At 70.3% G+C, this 15,058-nt stretch carries 16 protein-coding genes and 1 tRNA gene; 16 read left to right on the top strand and 1 reads right to left on the bottom strand.

Annotated features, from left to right (window positions below; genetic code table 11):
- Nucleotides 1-171: 171 nt before the first annotated feature.
- A complete protein-coding gene (locus QSK22_RS12750; protein ID WP_285494306.1) occupies nucleotides 172-1,383 on the bottom strand; it encodes a pyridoxal phosphate-dependent aminotransferase in 1,212 nt (403 codons plus the stop codon).
- A 262-nt stretch (nucleotides 1,384-1,645) separates the two neighbouring features.
- Between QSK22_RS12750 and QSK22_RS12745 the strand changes: the two genes are divergently transcribed.
- The 16 genes from QSK22_RS12745 (at nucleotide 1,646) to QSK22_RS12670 (ending at nucleotide 15,049) form a co-directional block, all read left to right on the top strand.
- A tRNA-Trp gene (locus QSK22_RS12745) sits at nucleotides 1,646-1,718 on the top strand.
- Between the two features lie 111 nt (nucleotides 1,719-1,829).
- On the top strand, nucleotides 1,830-2,078 hold the full coding sequence (gene secE, locus QSK22_RS12740; protein ID WP_285494362.1) for a preprotein translocase subunit SecE: 249 nt from the start codon (nucleotides 1,830-1,832) through the stop codon (nucleotides 2,076-2,078).
- Nucleotides 2,079-2,209: 131 nt separating this feature from the next.
- Entirely contained in the window at nucleotides 2,210-3,001 is a 792-nt protein-coding gene (gene nusG / locus QSK22_RS12735) for a transcription termination/antitermination protein NusG (protein ID WP_285494305.1), read from the top strand.
- A gap of 365 nt (nucleotides 3,002-3,366) precedes the next feature.
- Entirely contained in the window at nucleotides 3,367-3,795 is a 429-nt protein-coding gene (gene rplK, locus QSK22_RS12730; RefSeq protein ID WP_285494304.1) for a 50S ribosomal protein L11, read from the top strand.
- A gap of 84 nt (nucleotides 3,796-3,879) precedes the next feature.
- Complete coding sequence (gene rplA / locus QSK22_RS12725; RefSeq protein WP_285494303.1) at nucleotides 3,880-4,596, top strand: 50S ribosomal protein L1; 717 nt, start codon at nucleotides 3,880-3,882, stop codon at nucleotides 4,594-4,596.
- 161 nt (nucleotides 4,597-4,757) lie between these two features.
- Nucleotides 4,758-5,639 carry a hypothetical protein gene (locus QSK22_RS12720; protein ID WP_285494302.1) on the top strand — a complete coding sequence of 294 codons (882 nt, stop codon included), beginning with the start codon at nucleotides 4,758-4,760 and terminating at the stop codon, nucleotides 5,637-5,639.
- A 151-nt stretch (nucleotides 5,640-5,790) separates the two neighbouring features.
- On the top strand, nucleotides 5,791-6,183 hold the full coding sequence (locus tag QSK22_RS12715) for a hypothetical protein (RefSeq protein ID WP_285494301.1): 393 nt from the start codon (nucleotides 5,791-5,793) through the stop codon (nucleotides 6,181-6,183).
- A complete protein-coding gene (locus tag QSK22_RS12710) occupies nucleotides 6,184-6,630 on the top strand; it encodes an SCO4651 family lipoprotein (protein WP_285494300.1) in 447 nt (148 codons plus the stop codon).
- A 612-nt stretch (nucleotides 6,631-7,242) separates the two neighbouring features.
- Nucleotides 7,243-7,818: a 50S ribosomal protein L10 gene (rplJ, locus tag QSK22_RS12705; RefSeq protein WP_285494299.1), complete on the top strand. Its 576-nt coding sequence runs from the start codon at nucleotides 7,243-7,245 to the stop codon at nucleotides 7,816-7,818.
- 78 nt (nucleotides 7,819-7,896) lie between these two features.
- The gene (gene rplL, locus QSK22_RS12700) at nucleotides 7,897-8,289 is read left to right on the top strand and encodes a 50S ribosomal protein L7/L12 (protein WP_285494298.1); all 393 of its coding nucleotides are present in this window, start codon (nucleotides 7,897-7,899) and stop codon (nucleotides 8,287-8,289) included.
- A gap of 437 nt (nucleotides 8,290-8,726) precedes the next feature.
- Nucleotides 8,727-9,857 carry an ABC transporter ATP-binding protein gene (locus tag QSK22_RS12695; protein WP_285494297.1) on the top strand — a complete coding sequence of 377 codons (1,131 nt, stop codon included), beginning with the start codon at nucleotides 8,727-8,729 and terminating at the stop codon, nucleotides 9,855-9,857.
- The gene (locus QSK22_RS12690) at nucleotides 9,857-10,708 is read left to right on the top strand and encodes an MlaE family ABC transporter permease (protein WP_285494296.1); all 852 of its coding nucleotides are present in this window, start codon (nucleotides 9,857-9,859) and stop codon (nucleotides 10,706-10,708) included. Before QSK22_RS12695 ends, QSK22_RS12690 begins: the two co-directional genes overlap by 1 nt.
- 3 nt (nucleotides 10,709-10,711) lie before the next feature.
- Nucleotides 10,712-11,560 carry an MlaE family ABC transporter permease gene (locus tag QSK22_RS12685; protein WP_285494295.1) on the top strand — a complete coding sequence of 283 codons (849 nt, stop codon included), beginning with the start codon at nucleotides 10,712-10,714 and terminating at the stop codon, nucleotides 11,558-11,560.
- A gap of 7 nt (nucleotides 11,561-11,567) precedes the next feature.
- Complete coding sequence (locus QSK22_RS12680) at nucleotides 11,568-12,911, top strand: MCE family protein (RefSeq protein ID WP_285494294.1); 1,344 nt, start codon at nucleotides 11,568-11,570, stop codon at nucleotides 12,909-12,911.
- On the top strand, nucleotides 12,908-13,972 hold the full coding sequence (locus QSK22_RS12675) for an MCE family protein (RefSeq protein WP_285494293.1): 1,065 nt from the start codon (nucleotides 12,908-12,910) through the stop codon (nucleotides 13,970-13,972). The genes QSK22_RS12680 and QSK22_RS12675 overlap by 4 nt, the downstream gene beginning before the upstream one ends.
- On the top strand, nucleotides 13,973-15,049 hold the full coding sequence (locus tag QSK22_RS12670) for an MCE family protein (RefSeq protein ID WP_285494292.1): 1,077 nt from the start codon (nucleotides 13,973-13,975) through the stop codon (nucleotides 15,047-15,049). It begins immediately after the preceding gene.
- The last annotated feature ends 9 nt before the right edge of the window (nucleotides 15,050-15,058 follow it).

The raw sequence follows: 15,058 nt of genomic DNA, 5'->3' as shown, positions 1-15,058 counted from the left end.
AGCTCACGTGCGTCGTCGAGGGCGTCGGCGCCCGGCCGCGCGGCGTGCGGCCTCTTGTGGCCAGTCGGCTTGTGGCCAGTCGGCTTGTGGCCAGTCGGCGCGAAAGCGCCCCGGCGGGACGTCCGGTGGAGGCGCCCCCGCCGGGGCGTCATGTCATGCGGGGCGGTCGGCTCAGTGCGCCTCGGCCAGCAGCTTGGCGACCCGGGACACGCCCTCCACCAGGTCGTCGTCGCCGAGTGCGTACGACAGCCGGAAGTAGCCCGGGGTGCCGAACGCCTCGCCCGGCACCAGCGCGACCTCGGCCTCCTCCAGGATGAGCGAGGCCAGCTCCACCGACGTCTGCGGGCGGCGGCCCCGGATCTCCTTGCCGAGCAGCGCCTTGACCGACGGGTAGGCGTAGAACGCGCCCTCCGGCTCGGGGCACACCACGCCGGGGATCTCGTTGAGCATCCGCACCATCGTCTTGCGGCGCCGGTCGAACGCGGTGCGCATCTGCGCCACCGCCGACAGGTCGCCGGTCACCGCGGCAAGCGCCGCCGCCTGCGACACGTTCGCGACATTGGAGGTGGCGTGCGACTGCAGGTTGGCGGCGGCCTTCACCACGTCCTGCGGGCCGATCAGCCAGCCGACCCGCCAGCCGGTCATCGCGTAGGTCTTGGCGACGCCGTTGAGCACCAGCGTGCGGTCGGCCAGCTCCGGCACCAGCACCGGCATGGAGTGGAACCGGGCGTCCCCGTACACCAGGTGCTCGTAGATCTCGTCGGTGATCACCCACAGGCCGTGCTCGTACGCCCAGCGGCCGATCTCCTCGATCTGGTCGCGGGTGTAGACGGCGCCGGTCGGGTTGGACGGGGACACGAACAGCAGCACCTTGGTGCGCTCGGTGCGGGCCGCCTCCAGCTGGTCGACGGTCACCCGGTAGCCGGTGGTCTCGTCGGCCACCACGGTCACCGGCACGCCCCCGGCCAGCTTGATCGACTCGGGGTAGGTGGTCCAGTACGGCGTGGGCACGAGCACCTCGTCGCCCGGGTCCAGCAGCGCCGCGAACGCCTCGTACACCGCCTGCTTGCCGCCGTTGGTGACGAGCACCTGCGCGGCCTCCACCCGCAGGCCGGAGTCGCGGGCCGTCTTCTCGGCGATGGCCGCGCGCAGCTCGGGCAGCCCGGCGGCCGGCGTGTACTTGTGGAACCGCGGCTCCCGGCACGCGGCGACCGCGGCCTCGACGATGTAGTCGGGGGTCGGGAAGTCCGGCTCGCCCGCACCGAACCCGATGACCGGGCGGCCCGCCGCCTTCAGCGCCTTGGCCTTGGCGTCGACGGCCAGCGTGGCGGACTCGGAGATGGCGGCGATACGCCTGGACAGGCGAGGACGATCGATGCTCATGCCTCCTATCGTTACAGACCCGGGGTCATGACTTCAGCGGTATATCCCCGCCGGTGGGGCGGGGTGTCGCGGCCGGGCCGGACGGCCTGTTCGCGACATGGCGGCGCGCTCCGGTTCGACGCGGGCGGCTCGGGGACGTAGACTCACCGTCCTAGTGGCGGCTCACGGCATACGGTCCTGTCCTCGAAAGGCCGTAAGCTATGAACGACACGACCCGACCGGCGACGGTCGGGACGTCTCCTTGCACGGGAGAGAAAAGTGAAGGGCAGTGGCTCAATTGGTAGAGCTCCGGTCTCCAAAACCGGCGGTTGGGGGTTCGAGTCCCTCCTGCCCTGCGAGGTGCGGTGCGCGCACCCGTGCCTGCCAGGCGATGGCACGCCGCACGGTGAGCGAGCGAGTCAACCACAGGGTGGTTGGTCACGACCTATGAGGTGAACGGCGGCACAATGGCGACTGAGACGCGCGGCGAGGCCGCGGCCAAGGACGAAGGCAAGGGGAAAGCCCCACGGAAGCGGACGTCTCCCGCTCTCTTCGTGCGCCAGGTGGTCGCCGAGCTGCGCAAGGTCATCTGGCCGACCCGGCGTGAGCTGATCACCTACACGTCCGTGTCGCTGGTCTTCGTGTTGATCATGCTCGCCATCGTCTCCGGCCTCGACTGGCTGCTGCAGCGAGGCGTGTTCTGGGTCTTCGGCTGAGCCACCGGCACCGGGCGGCCGCCGCGCCGCCGCCGGCGCACCGCCGAGGGCCTTCCGGGGCCCCGCGGGGGCGTTCGCCCGCATCGCCCGGAAACTCCATCATCACCATTCGTACGAGGGAAAGAGTCGCCGTGTCCGAGTCCTCACAGCCCAACGACGAGGCCGTCGAACAGGCCCGGTCCGCCGAGGCTGCTGCGGCCGAGCCGTCGGGTGAGCCCGCCGGGGCGGATGCGCCCGTCGCCGGCGCCGAGCCGGTGGACACGGAGACCGAGGGCGACGCCGCCGAGTCCGGCGACAGCGCCGAGGCGGAGGAGTCCGCCGAGGCCGAGCCCCCGGCCGACCCGTACGCCGAGTTCAAGATGCAGCTGCGGATGCAGCCGGGCGACTGGTACGTCGTGCACTCCTACGCGGGGTACGAGAACCGGGTCAAGACCAACATCGAGACCCGCACCCAGACCCTGAACATGGAGGACTACATCTTCCAGATCGAGGTCCCCCAGCACGAGGTGACCGAGATCAAGGGCGGCAAGCGGCAGAAGGTCAACGAGAAGGTCCTGCCCGGCTACATCCTGGTCCGCATGGAGCTGACCGACGAGTCGTGGGCCGCCGTGCGCAACACGCCCGGCGTCACCGGCTTCGTCGGCCTGTCCAACAAGCCGTCCCCGCTCAGCCTGGACGAGGTCGCCGCGCTGCTCGCGCCCGAGCCGGAGGAGCCCGCCAAGGCCAAGGAGCAGGTCAAGGCCGCGCCGTCGGTGGACTTCGAGGTGGGCGAGTCCGTCACCGTCATGGACGGCCCGTTCGCCACCCTGCCCGCCACCGTCAACGAGATCAACACCGAGCAGCAGAAGCTGAAGGTGCTGGTCAGCATCTTCGGCCGGGAGACGCCCGTCGAGCTGTCGTTCAACCAGGTCTCCAAGATCTGACGGGGCGGCCGCGGCCGGCGCGTACGCGTATCCTGGTCGGGACGGCATCGCGCGCGGGGAGGTCCGCTCGAGTGTTCGCGGATCGGCTCCGCGCCGCGTGGAGAAGGCCGGTGCCCGCCAAGGCCTGGGGCGCGAGATCCTCGGCTCGGTGCTCCCGTCCCGGCTTTCGGGCCGGACGCACCGGCTCGGCCGCGGAGACGGCTCCGTCTCGCTGCTCCACGCCGATTAAGCCATATCCGCGTCGTTCCCGCGCCCGCGGGGATGGCGAGGCATAGCGGTTCCTACGTCGCGGTTGAGTCCCGGCCGCGACGTTGCCCGTGAAACGCGGGAACCGGAACCGAAGCAAACGGGACGTAGGGGTGCAGATGCCTCCGAAGAAGAAGGTCGCCGCGATCGTCAAGGTGCAGCTGCAGGCCGGGCAGGCGACCCCGGCGCCGCCGGTCGGTACCGCGCTCGGTCCGCACGGCGTCAACATCATGGACTTCTGCAAGCAGTACAACGCTGCCACGGAGTCCCAGCGCGGCAACGTCATCCCCGTAGAGATCACCATCTACGAGGACCGCTCGTTCAGCTTCGTCACCAAGACCCCGCCGGCCGCGCAGCTGATCCTCAAGGCCGCGGGCGTGGAGAAGGGCAGCGGCGAGCCGCACAAGAACAAGGTCGGCTCGGTCACCCGCGACCAGATCCGGGAGATCGCGCAGACCAAGATGCCCGACCTGAACGCCAAGGACATCGACGCCGCCGAGAAGATCATCGCCGGCACCGCCCGGTCCATGGGCATCGAGGTCAAGTAAAGCCTCGTACGGGACGTCCGTACGACCGTGGAAGGGCCTGGCGCGGCCCGTACCACGACCTCCTTTCACACCAGGGAGACAGACATGAAGCGCAGCAAGGCGTACCGCGCCGCGGCCGAGAAGATCGACCGCGAGCACCTGTACAGCCCGGCCGAGGCCATGCGGCTGGCCAAGGAGACAAGCGTCACCAAGTTCGACGCGACCGTGGAGGTCGCGCTGCGGCTCGGCGTGGACCCGCGCAAGGCCGACCAGATGGTGCGCGGCACGGTCAACCTGCCGCACGGCACCGGTAAGACCGCCCGCGTGCTGGTGTTCGCGGGCGGCGCCAAGGCCGAGGAGGCGCGTGAGGCCGGGGCCGACATCGTCGGGTCCGACGACCTGATCGAGAAGATCCAGGGCGGCTTCCTGGACTTCGACGCCGTGGTGGCCACCCCCGACCAGATGGGCAAGGTCGGCCGGCTGGGCCGGGTGCTGGGCCCGCGCGGCCTGATGCCCAACCCCAAGACCGGCACGGTCACCATGGACGTGGCCAAGGCGGTCGCCGACATCAAGGGCGGGAAGATCGAGTTCCGGGTGGACCGGCACGCGAACCTGCACTTCATCGTCGGCCGGACCTCCTTCAGCGAGCGGCAGCTGGTGGAGAACTACGCCGCCGCGATCGAGGAGGTGCTGCGGCTCAAGCCGTCGGCGGCCAAGGGCCGGTACGTCAAGAAGGCCGTGGTGACCACGACGATGGGGCCGAGCGTTCCGATCGACCCGAACGCCGTGCGGAACCTGACCGCCGAGCTCGAGGAGGCCTGACCGGCGACCCGGCGGCAGTCGTGAAGGGCGTCCCCGTTGGGGGCGCCCTTTTGCCTTGTGTGTTCCGTCCGAAATGCGGTGTCTGTGGTGCCGGCGGGAACGGTGGTGTTAAATCGATCTCCGCCCGCGCAGGCGTCGTCGACGCAACGGGACGGAGGACCGTGGACCGTCGTGCCGAACACCTGGCCGTGATGGCCGTCGTCACGGCCGCTGCCGTGGTGCCCGCCGCGATCGCGGCCGTCGTCAAGGCGGGGCCGGAGGAGTCCCGCGGCACTCCGCGGACGCCCGTGGCGGCCGTCCAAAGCGCCCCGGCCCCGGAGACGGCAGGAGCGTCCCGCTCCCCTCTCCCCGAGAACACGCCCGAGGCGGCGCCCACGGGCGGCGCGCCGACGACCGCCTCGGTCGCGCCGGGGCGCACCTCCCACGCGGCCGCCGCCGACACCCCCGCCCCGCGCGCGTCCGACACTCGGACGACGCTGCGCTCGTACGTCCGCGTGACCGAGGTGCGGCTGTCCGGAGCGGCCAACGGCGACTACGAGCACGCCACCGAGACCGCGCGCTTCACCCTGGCGCCCCGGTTCGCGCTGGACGCCACCGGCGTGCGGACGAGCGTGCGCGGCGGCGAGAAGACCACCGTCACCCAGCGGGCGGTCGTCAAGGGCCGGACGGTGTCGGGCTACGACGGCACCGCATGGCAGCACCGCACGCTGACCGACGCCCAGCTCGCCGGGCTGCGGCAGGGATCCGACCCGCGCCGGCTGGCCGACCTGGTTCGGTCGCTGCCGGGCGTGAACAGGTCGGCGCCCGACCGGTCCGGCTCGGTGCGCTACACGGCCGGGGTGTCGATCGGCGACCTGCTGGCCCTGCTGCCGGAGGCGGAGACCGGACCGGCGGGGCGGGCGCTGAGGTCGGTGCCGTCCGGCATCGGGGTCTCGCTCGACATGCGGGTGGACGCCGAGGGCCGTCCCACCTGGATCGGCCTGAACGCGGCCGTGCCGGGCGGGCGGTTCAGCGGCTCGATGGCGTTCCGCTCCTACCGCTGAGAACGCCGCGGCCGCCGTGTCGCACGGTCCCGTGCGGGTACGCCGCGGGTCGTACCGCGGAGCGAGGCATTCAGACCAACGGGGGATGCCCGTCCCCCTGGGCCGGACGAGACTGTGGTCATCGGTAGGCAACAAGGGAGGCTCGATCCTCATGAAACGCCGTTTCGCCGTGGCCGCGGGAGGCACCGCCGTGAGCGCCGCGCTGCTGCTATCCGGCTGCGCCGGTGACGGTTCTGAAGACGTGTCCACCGGCGCGATGAGGCTGAGCGCCGCCGAGGCGGTCCTGCAGTCGTCGCAGAAGACCGGGCAGGCCGACACGTTCAAGGCGGACCTGACCGTGACCGACGCGCGCAACGGCGCGCACGTGCAGGCCACCGGCAGGTTCCGGCTGCGGCCGGAACTGGCGTTCAGCGCGCAGCTGCAGAAGGCCGACGGCGCGGGCCTGACGGGCGCCGGCGGGCAGGCGATCTACACCGGCGGCGTGCTGTACGCCAAGGTCCCGCAGCTCGCCCGGCTGGCGGCCGACGGCAAGCCGTGGGTGTAGGTGGACCTGGCGAAGGTGGGGCGGCAGACGGGCATCGACGTCGCCGGCCTGGTCGAGCAGGTGCAGAAGGTGAACCCGGCCGAGCAGACCAAGATGTTCACCGCCTCCAAGGATGTGCGCAGGGTCGGCGAGGAGACCGTCGACGGGGTGCGCACCGTGCACTACACCGGGACGGTGACCGTCAAGGAGGCGCTCGACCGGCTCGACCCCGACGCGCGGCAGCGGGTGAGCCGCTGGTTCCCGCAGGGCGCGTCCGACGAGAAGATCACCTTCGATCTGTGGGCGGACGGCGACCAGCTGCCCCGCAAGATCGTGTCCAAGGGGACGGGCGGCGACACCGGCTCGCTGACCGTGCGCTACAGCGACTACGGCACGTCGTTCAGCGTGAACCCGCCCCCCGCCGACCAGGTCGGCGAGCTGTCGTTGAACGGCCTGTTCGGCAACTGACCGCCGGTCGTCCCGGATCCGCCGAGCGCGCCGCGAGCCCGCCCCGCGGGCTTGCAGGAACCGGTATGGACTCGATGACCTTCGACCTGTGGGGCGACAAGGACCAGCTGCCGCGCAAGCCGACGATGAAGAGCGCGCAGGGCGGCCAGAGCGACATGACGGTCAGGATGACCTACCGGGACTACGGCAAGCCGGTGCAGATCAGCGTACCGCCCGCCGACCAGGTCACCGACTTCAGCGAGCTGATGAAGAACCTGCCCGCGGGCAGCTTACCCGGACCGCTACGGGGCCGCACCTCCGGCGGGGGTGCGGCCTCGCCGCATGCTCGGGGCCGCGCATTTCCCCGATCTCCCGGGTGGAGGATTTGGTGCGCGGCCGAACCAGCGCGTAGTCTTGACATTGCCGAAGACCGCCGGTCGTCGCCCCGTTCCGGGGCGGCCGAAGGACCCGCGCCCGCCAGGGCGCCGGGCGGCCCGCGTAGGTGTAGTCGAGAGCTTCCGTGCGACCTCCGCGTCGTGCCGACGCCCCGTGCGCCTACGCCGGGGCGTTTCTGTGTTTCTGGCAGAGCCTTTCGCCCCGGCGGCTTCCACCCAGGTAATCGGAAGGAGGCCCATGGCAAAGGCCGACAAGGCCGCGGCGATCGCCGAGCTCACGGAAGAGTTCCGGAGCTCCAACGGCGCCGTGCTGACCGAGTACCGCGGGCTGACGGTTGCAGAGCTGAACAAGCTGCGCACCAATCTCGGCGAGCACGCCCGGTTCGCCGTGGTGAAGAACACGCTGACCAAGATCGCCGCGTCCGACGCGGGTCTGGACGAGGAGTTCCGGAACCTGCTGCAGGGCCCGTCCGCGATCGCCTTCGTCAAGGGCGACGTGGTCGAGGCGGCCAAGGGGCTGCGTGACTTCGCCAAGGAGAACCCGCTCCTGGTGATCAAGGGCGGTTACATCGACGGCAAGCCGATGGACGCCGCCGAGGTCACCAAGCTCGCCGATCTGGAGTCTCGCGAGGTGCTCCTCGCGAAGCTGGCCGGCGCGATGAAGGGCTCCATGGCCAACGCGGCCGCCCTGTTCAACGCGCTGCCGACCCAGGCCGCCCAGCTCGCCGAGGCGCTGCGCGCCAAGCGCGAGGAGGCCGGCGAGACCGCCGAGGCCCCGGCCGCCCCGGCCGACGCCGACGCGTCCGCCGAGTGACCGGGGTCCCGCCCGGACCGACCACCCGCGGTCGTATCGACGACCCATCTGCCTAGCCCTAGCGGAGGAAGAGACACCATGGCGAAGCTCAGCACCGAAGAGCTGCTCGACGCGTTCAAGGAGATGACCCTCCTGGAGCTGTCGGAGTTCGTCAAGCAGTTCGAGGAGACCTTCGACGTCAAGGCCGCCGCCCCGGTGGCCGCCGTCGCCGCCCCCGGCGCCCCGGCCGCCGGCGGTGAGGCCCCGGCCGAGGAGACCAAGGACGAGTTCGACGTCATCCTCGAGGCCGCCGGCGACAAGAAGATCCAGGTCATCAAGGAGGTCCGCGCCCTGACGAGCCTCGGCCTGAAGGAGGCCAAGGACCTGGTCGACAGCGCCCCCAAGCCGCTGCTGGAGAAGGTCAACAAGGAGCAGGCCGACAAGGCCAAGGAGGCCCTGGAGAAGGCCGGCGCGACGGTCACCGTCAAGTAAGGCTTCTCAACGGCATTCCGAAGCGCTCGCTTCGGCGCGCTTCGGCGCGCTTCGCACGAGGCGGTCATCCCGCGTGGGGTGGCCGCCTTGTCGCGTTCCGGCGCCGTCCCGCCCGGCCGGTGCGCGAGCACCCGCGACAGGGCATACCGGGACGGAAGGCATTCCGGTCACGTCCTTGTGACGCCCATCTCGGACCAGTAGTCTCACCAGGCACGTAAGTAACGATTCTCTTACGACCTCACTGGACGGCGGGTCTAATCCGGCGCACCCTCTTCCATTTCCGCGTCGGGCCGCTACGGTAGTGACACCCACCACAGCTACCCGGCGGTAGCAACGGGAGTGGTCCGCTGAGTGACGACGACGCACGGAGTGCTACGACCACACAGCTGCTCGGTCTTTGGTTCCGGATTCCCCCCGGCCTGGACGAAAGGTGACGAGTGGGCGTCGAGATCAGGGTTGAGGGACTGACCAAGTCCTTCGGCCGTCAGACCATCTGGCAGGACGTGTCGCTGACGCTGCCCGCGGGAGAGATCAACGTGCTCCTCGGGCCTTCCGGCACGGGCAAGTCGGTGTTCCTGAAGTCGCTTGTCGGGCTGCTCAAGCCGGACCGCGGCCACATCTGGATCGGCGACCGGGACCTGCCGCGCCTGCCCGAGGCGCAGCTGTACGAGACCCGCAAGCTGTTCGGGGTGCTGTTCCAGGACGGCGCGCTGTTCGGGTCGATGAACATCTACGACAACATCGCCTTCCCGCTGCGCGAGCACACCCGCAAGACCGAGGCGGAGATCAGGCGGATCGTCCTGGAGAAGATGGACATGGTCGGCCTGCTCGGGGCCGAGCACAAGCTCCCCGGAGAGATCTCCGGCGGCATGAAGAAGCGCGCCGGCCTGGCCCGCGCGCTGGTGCTGGAGCCGGAGATCCTGCTGGTGGACGAGCCGGACTCGGGCCTGGACCCGGTCCGCACCGCCTACCTCAACCAGCTGATCGTCGACCTGAACGCGCAGATCAACGCGACGTTCCTGATCGTCACCCACGACATCAACACCGCGCGGACCGTGCCGGACAACATCGGCCTGCTGTTCCGCCGCGAGCTGGTGATGTTCGGGCCGCGCGAGATGCTGCTGTCCAGCGAGGAGCCGGTGGTCCGCCAGTTCCTCAACGCCCGCCGGGTCGGCCCGATCGGCATGTCGGAGGAGAAGGACGTCTCCGAGCTGGAGGCCGAGGCCAGGATGGGCCACGACCCCGGCAAGCTGCCGCCGATCCCGCCGCAGCTGATGCCCAGCGACGGGCGGGTGCGCGCGGGCCAGCACGCCCCGGGCGCCTGGTGCGCCGCGAACGGCGTGACGCCGCCGCCCGGCTCGTTCATCGACGACCAGGGCCGCAACTGGGTCGAGGAGTGGCCGCGCTACGTCGCGGCCATGTCCGGCGTGCCCGCGGGCCAGGGGGCGCCCCCGCCCCCGCCGCAGGGCCGGCCGGCGCCGCCCGCCCAGCCCGGCACGGGCGCTCCGCCGCCCCCCAGCGCCTGGCCGCCGCCGCCCACCTCGCCGCCCCCCGGAGGCCGGCACTGATGTCGTCTCCTGGTATCGGCGCGAACCAGCGAGAGGGCACCCGCAGAAACGGCGCCTCCGACGTGTTCCGCAAGGTCGGGGACGGCGCGGTCAACGTCGCCGTCAAGGAGCCCGGCCGGTTCTTCGCCCTGTGCCTGGACACCGTCCGGGCGATGTTCGTGTGGCCGTTCCAGTGGCGGGAGTTCATCCAGCAGTCCTGGTTCATCGTGTCGGTCACGGTGATCCCGACGATGCTGGTGGCGATCCCGTTCGGCGGAATCCTGTCGCTGCAGGTCGGCGGGCTGATCCGGCAGCTGGGCGCGCAGTCGTTCACCGGCGCGACCGCGGTGGTGGCGATCGTCCGCGAGGCCAGCCCGCTGGTCACCTCGCTGCTGGTGGCGGGCGCGGCGGGCTCGGCCATATGCGCCGACATCGGCTCCCGCAAGATCCGCGAGGAGATCGACGCGCTGGAGGTGCTGGGCATCAACCCGCTGCACCGCCTGGTGGTCCCGCGCATGCTGGCCTGCGCGTTCGTCGCGCTGTTCCTCAACGGCCTGGTGTCGGTGGTCGGGCTGGTCGGCGGCTACACCTTCAACGTGCTGCTGCAGGACGGCACGCCGGGCGCCTACCTGGCCTCGTTCAACGCCATCGCGCAGCTGCCCGACCTGGTGCAGGCCGAGATCAAGGCGTTCGTGTTCGGCATCACCGCGGGGCTGGTCGCCGCCTACAAGGGGCTGAACGCCAAGGGCGGCCCGAAAGGCGTGGGCGACGCGGTCAACCAGACCGTCGTCATCACGTTCATGCTGCTGTTCCTGGAGAACTTCCTGATCACCACCCTGTACTTCCAGTTCGTCCCGCAGAAGGGCATGTAGGCGATGGCGGCGCCAGGAAAGACGGGCAAGGCCGTCTCCCGGATGGTCAACGCCCCGCTGGAGCGGCTGGACGACTTCGGCCACCAGCTGTCGTTCTACGCGCGGGCCTTCGCGTGGGTGTTCCGCGTGCTGCGCCGCTACCGCACCGAGGTGCTGCGGCTGCTGGCCGAGGTCAGCCTCGGCACCGGCGGGCTGGCGGTGATCGGCGGCAGCGTGGTGATCGTCGGGTTCATGACGTTCTTCACCGGCAGCCAGGTCGGCATGCAGGGCTACAACTCGCTGAACCAGATCGGCACGGCCGCGTTCACCGGGTTCGTGGCGTCCTACTTCAACACGCGCGAGATCGCCCCGCTGGTGTCGGCGCTGGCGCTGTCGGCCACGGTGGGCTGCGGGTTCACCGCCCAGCTGGGCGCGATGCGGATCTCCGACGAGATCGACGCGCTGGAGGTCATGGCCGTCCCGTCCATGCCGTTCCTGGTGACCACGCGGCTGCTGGCCGGGATGATCGCGGTGATCCCGCTGTACGTGGTGGGCCTGCTGGCCTCCTACGGCGCCACCCGGCTGATCGTGACGCTCTTCTACGGCCAGTCCACCGGCACCTACGACCACTACTTCCATCTTTTCCTACCGCCGTACGACATCCTCTGGTCGTTCGGCAAGGTGATCGTCTTCTCGATGCTCGTGATGCTGATCCACTGCTACTACGGCTACAACGCCAGCGGCGGCCCGGCCGGGGTGGGCGTGGCGGTGGGCCGCGCCGTGCGCACCAGCATCGTCGTCGTCAACGTGGCGGACCTGCTGCTCGGCATGGCCATCTGGGGCGCCACCACGACCGTGCGGATCGCGGGGTGAGCCGGGGATGACGTCGCTTCCGCAGAGCCCGTCGCGTCCGTTCGGCGGCATGTCGCAGCAGATCCGCCACCGGCTGCTCGGGCTGTCCATGCTGGTGGTGCTGGCGCTGCTGCTGGCGCTGGTCGTGGCGCTGTACAACAAGGCGCTCACCCCCGTGGTCCGGGTGAAGGTGGCCGCCGAGCGGGCCGGGCTGCAGCTGCTGCCCCGCTCCGACGTCAAGGTGCGCGGGCTGATCGTCGGGGAGGTGCGCGGCACCCGGGCGACGTCCGACGGCGCGATCCTCGACCTGGCGATCAACCGGGACAAGGCCAAGCTGATCCCGCGCAACGTGCAGGCGCGGCTGCTGCCCAAGACGCTGTTCGGCGAGAAGTACGTCGATCTGCAGATCCCGGCGCAGCCCGGCCCGGTCGGGCTGCGCGCCGGCCAGGTGATCCAGCAGGACCGCTCGCAGGCCGCGGTGGAGATCGACCAGGTGCTGGACAACCTGCTGCCGCTGCTGAAGGCGGTGCCGCCGGCCAAGCTGAACGCCACGCTCAACGCCGTGGCCACCGCGCTGCAGGGCCGCGGCGACCAGATCGGCCGCAACCTGGAGCAGGCCGACGCCCTGCTGAAGAAGATCAACCCGCAGCTGAGCACGCTGGTCTACGACCTGTCGGCGCTGGCCGACACCGCCGACGTCTACAACCAGGCCGCCCCGGACCTGCTGCAAACGCTGCGCAACCTCAACGTCACCAGCGACACGATCACGCAGAAGCGCGCCACGATCGAGGACCTCATCCCGCAGATCACCGGTCTGGCCGCCAAGGGCGACCAGTTCATGCAGAACAACGGCCCCAAGATCATCGGGTTCAACATCGCCAACCGGGACGGGCTGGCGCTGATCGCCCGCTACTCGCCCGAGCTGCCCTGCGTCACCGAGGGGATCATGAAGCTCAAGCCGCGCGCCGAGGAGGCGGGCGGCGGCCGCACCCCGACGTTCAACCTCACCCTCGAGATCGTCAAGCCGCGGCCGGCCTACAAGTACCCGCTGGACCTGCCCGAGGTGAAGGACTACCGCGGGCCGCGCTGCTACAACCTGCCCAACCCCAAGGTCCCCTTCCCCGACTACATGGCGCTGGACGGCACGCAGGACGACCTGTGGTGGAAGGACGCCGACAGCAGCGGGCAGGCCGGCTCCCGCGGCCGGGCCGCCTCGGGCGTGCTGGTCGACCCCGGCACCCAGATGAGCGACAAGGAGAAGGTCAAGGCCATGGTGGGGCCGCTGACCCGGACCCCGTCCGACCAGGTCCCCGACTCGGCCCAGCTGCTGTTCGGCCCGCTGCTGGACGGAGCGGTGGTGGAGGTCAGGTGAGCGCCGTGGGCAAGACGACCAGTGCCGCGATCAAGCTGGGCATCTTCATCGCCCTCACCTCCCTGGCGACCGGTGTGCTGGCGATGACCATCTCCAACGTGCGGTTCGCCGACACCCGCACCTACAAGGCCGTGTTCTCCGACGCGACCGGGCTGCTGGCCAACGACGACGTGCGGATCGCCGGGGTGCGGGTCGGGCAGGTCGACGACGTCAAGCTGTACTCCGACCGCTCCGACGGCGGGAAGATGAAGGCGCTGGTCACCTTCAGCGTGCAGCGCGACGGGGCGCTGCGGGCCGGGCTGCCGGAGTCGACCGCCGTGCAGCTGCGCTACCGCAACCTGATGGGGCAGCGGTACCTGTCGCTGAGCCAGGAGCAGCCGGGCCAGGTCAACGGCTACCTGCGGCCGGGCGCGGTGATCCCCGACTCCAAGACCGAGGAGGCCCTCGACCTCACCGCGCTGTTCAACGGGTTCCGCCCGCTGTTTCGCGCGCTGGAGCCGCAGGACGTCAACAAGCTGGCCATGGAGATCGTCCAGGTGCTGCAGGGCGAGTCCGGCACCGTCAACAGCCTGCTGGCGCACCTGGCGTCGCTGACCAACACGCTCGCCGACCGGGACCGGGTGATCGGCAACGTGATCACCAACCTGAACAACGTGCTGGGCGCGATCGACTCCCGGCACACCGAGATCAACCAACTGATCACCGACCTGCGCGGCCTGGTCAGCGGGGTCGCGGCGGACCGGGACGCGATCTTCGACTCGGTGTCGGCGCTGAACGGGCTGAGCTCCACCACCGCGGCGCTGCTCAAGGACGTGCGCCCCGACGTGCGCGACGACATCGCGGGCCTGCGCCGGCTCACCGCGACCCTCAACGCCAACGAGAAGGACGTGGACAACGCGCTCAAGCGGACCCCGGACCGGCTGGAGGGGCTGGTCAACATCTCCTCGTACGGGTCCTGGTTCAACATGTACCTCTGCGGCCTGGACGCGCGGGTGCGGCTGCCGGGCGGACCGGTCTACCAGACCCCGGCGATCGTGAACGAGAACGCGAGGTGCAAGTAGATGAGGATCCCGTTCCGGGAGCGCAACCCGGTCCCCATCGGCCTCACCGCGTTCGCGGTCATCGCCGTCGCGCTGCTGGTGGCGCTGAACCTCGATAGCCTGCCGCTGGTCAACGGGCAGCGCACGTACACCGCGGACTTCGCCGAGGCGGCCGGGCTGCGGGCCGACGAGGAGGTGCGCATCGCGGGGGTCAAGGTCGGCAAGGTCACCGGGCTGGAGCTGGCCGGCGACCACGTCAAGGTCACCTTCCGGGTGGACGACGAGGTGCGGCTGGGCTGGAAGACCCGGGCCGCCATCAAGATCAAGACCCTGCTCGGCTCGCACTACCTGGAGCTGAAGCCGGACGGCACCGGACGGCTCAAGCACATCCCGCGCGAGCGCACCAGCACCCCGTTCGAGGTCGTCCCGGCGGTCAGCGAGCTGAGCGAGCGGGTCGACAAGATCAACACCCAGCAGCTGGCCAAGTCGTTCGACGTGCTGTCGGACACCTTCCAGAACTCCCCGGACGAGATCCAGGCGGCGCTGCAGGGGCTGCGGCGGCTCTCGCACACGGTCGCGTCCCGCGACGACGAGCTGCACGAGCTGGCCGACCGCGCCAAGGACGTCTCGCAGCTGCTGGCCGACCGCAACCAGGACTTCGTCAAGCTGCTGCAGGACGGCGACAAGCTCCTGCAGGAGGTGCAGGCCCGCCGCGCGGTGATCCACCAGCTGCTGGTCAACACGGTCGCGCTGACCCAGCAGGTGAACGCGCTGATCAAGGAGAACGAGGCGCAACTGGGGCCGATGCTGGACAACCTGGAGCAGGTCAACAAGGTCCTGCTGCGCAACCAGGACAACCTGGACCGCATGCTCAAGCTGTACGCCCCGTTCACCCGGCAGTTCGCCGACGTCACGGGCACCGGCCGCTGGTTCGACGCCTACCTGCAGAACCTGCTGCCGATCCCGGCGTCGATCCAGAATCCGCAGACGCAGAGCGGCAGTACCGGCACTCAGAGCGGCACCGGCACGCAGCAGGGGGGCCGGTCAGGACAGTCAGGCAACGGGCAGGGCAACAGCGTGTTGCCGTTCCTCCCGTGAGCGAGCACC

Origin of the sequence: Actinomadura sp. NBRC 104425, from assembly GCF_030269545.1 — a bacterium.
Classification (GTDB): domain Bacteria; phylum Actinomycetota; class Actinomycetes; order Streptosporangiales; family Streptosporangiaceae; genus Spirillospora; species Spirillospora keratinilytica.
The sequence above is the reverse complement of the archived record's forward strand: the minus strand, read 5'-3'. Positions and strand labels throughout refer to the sequence as shown.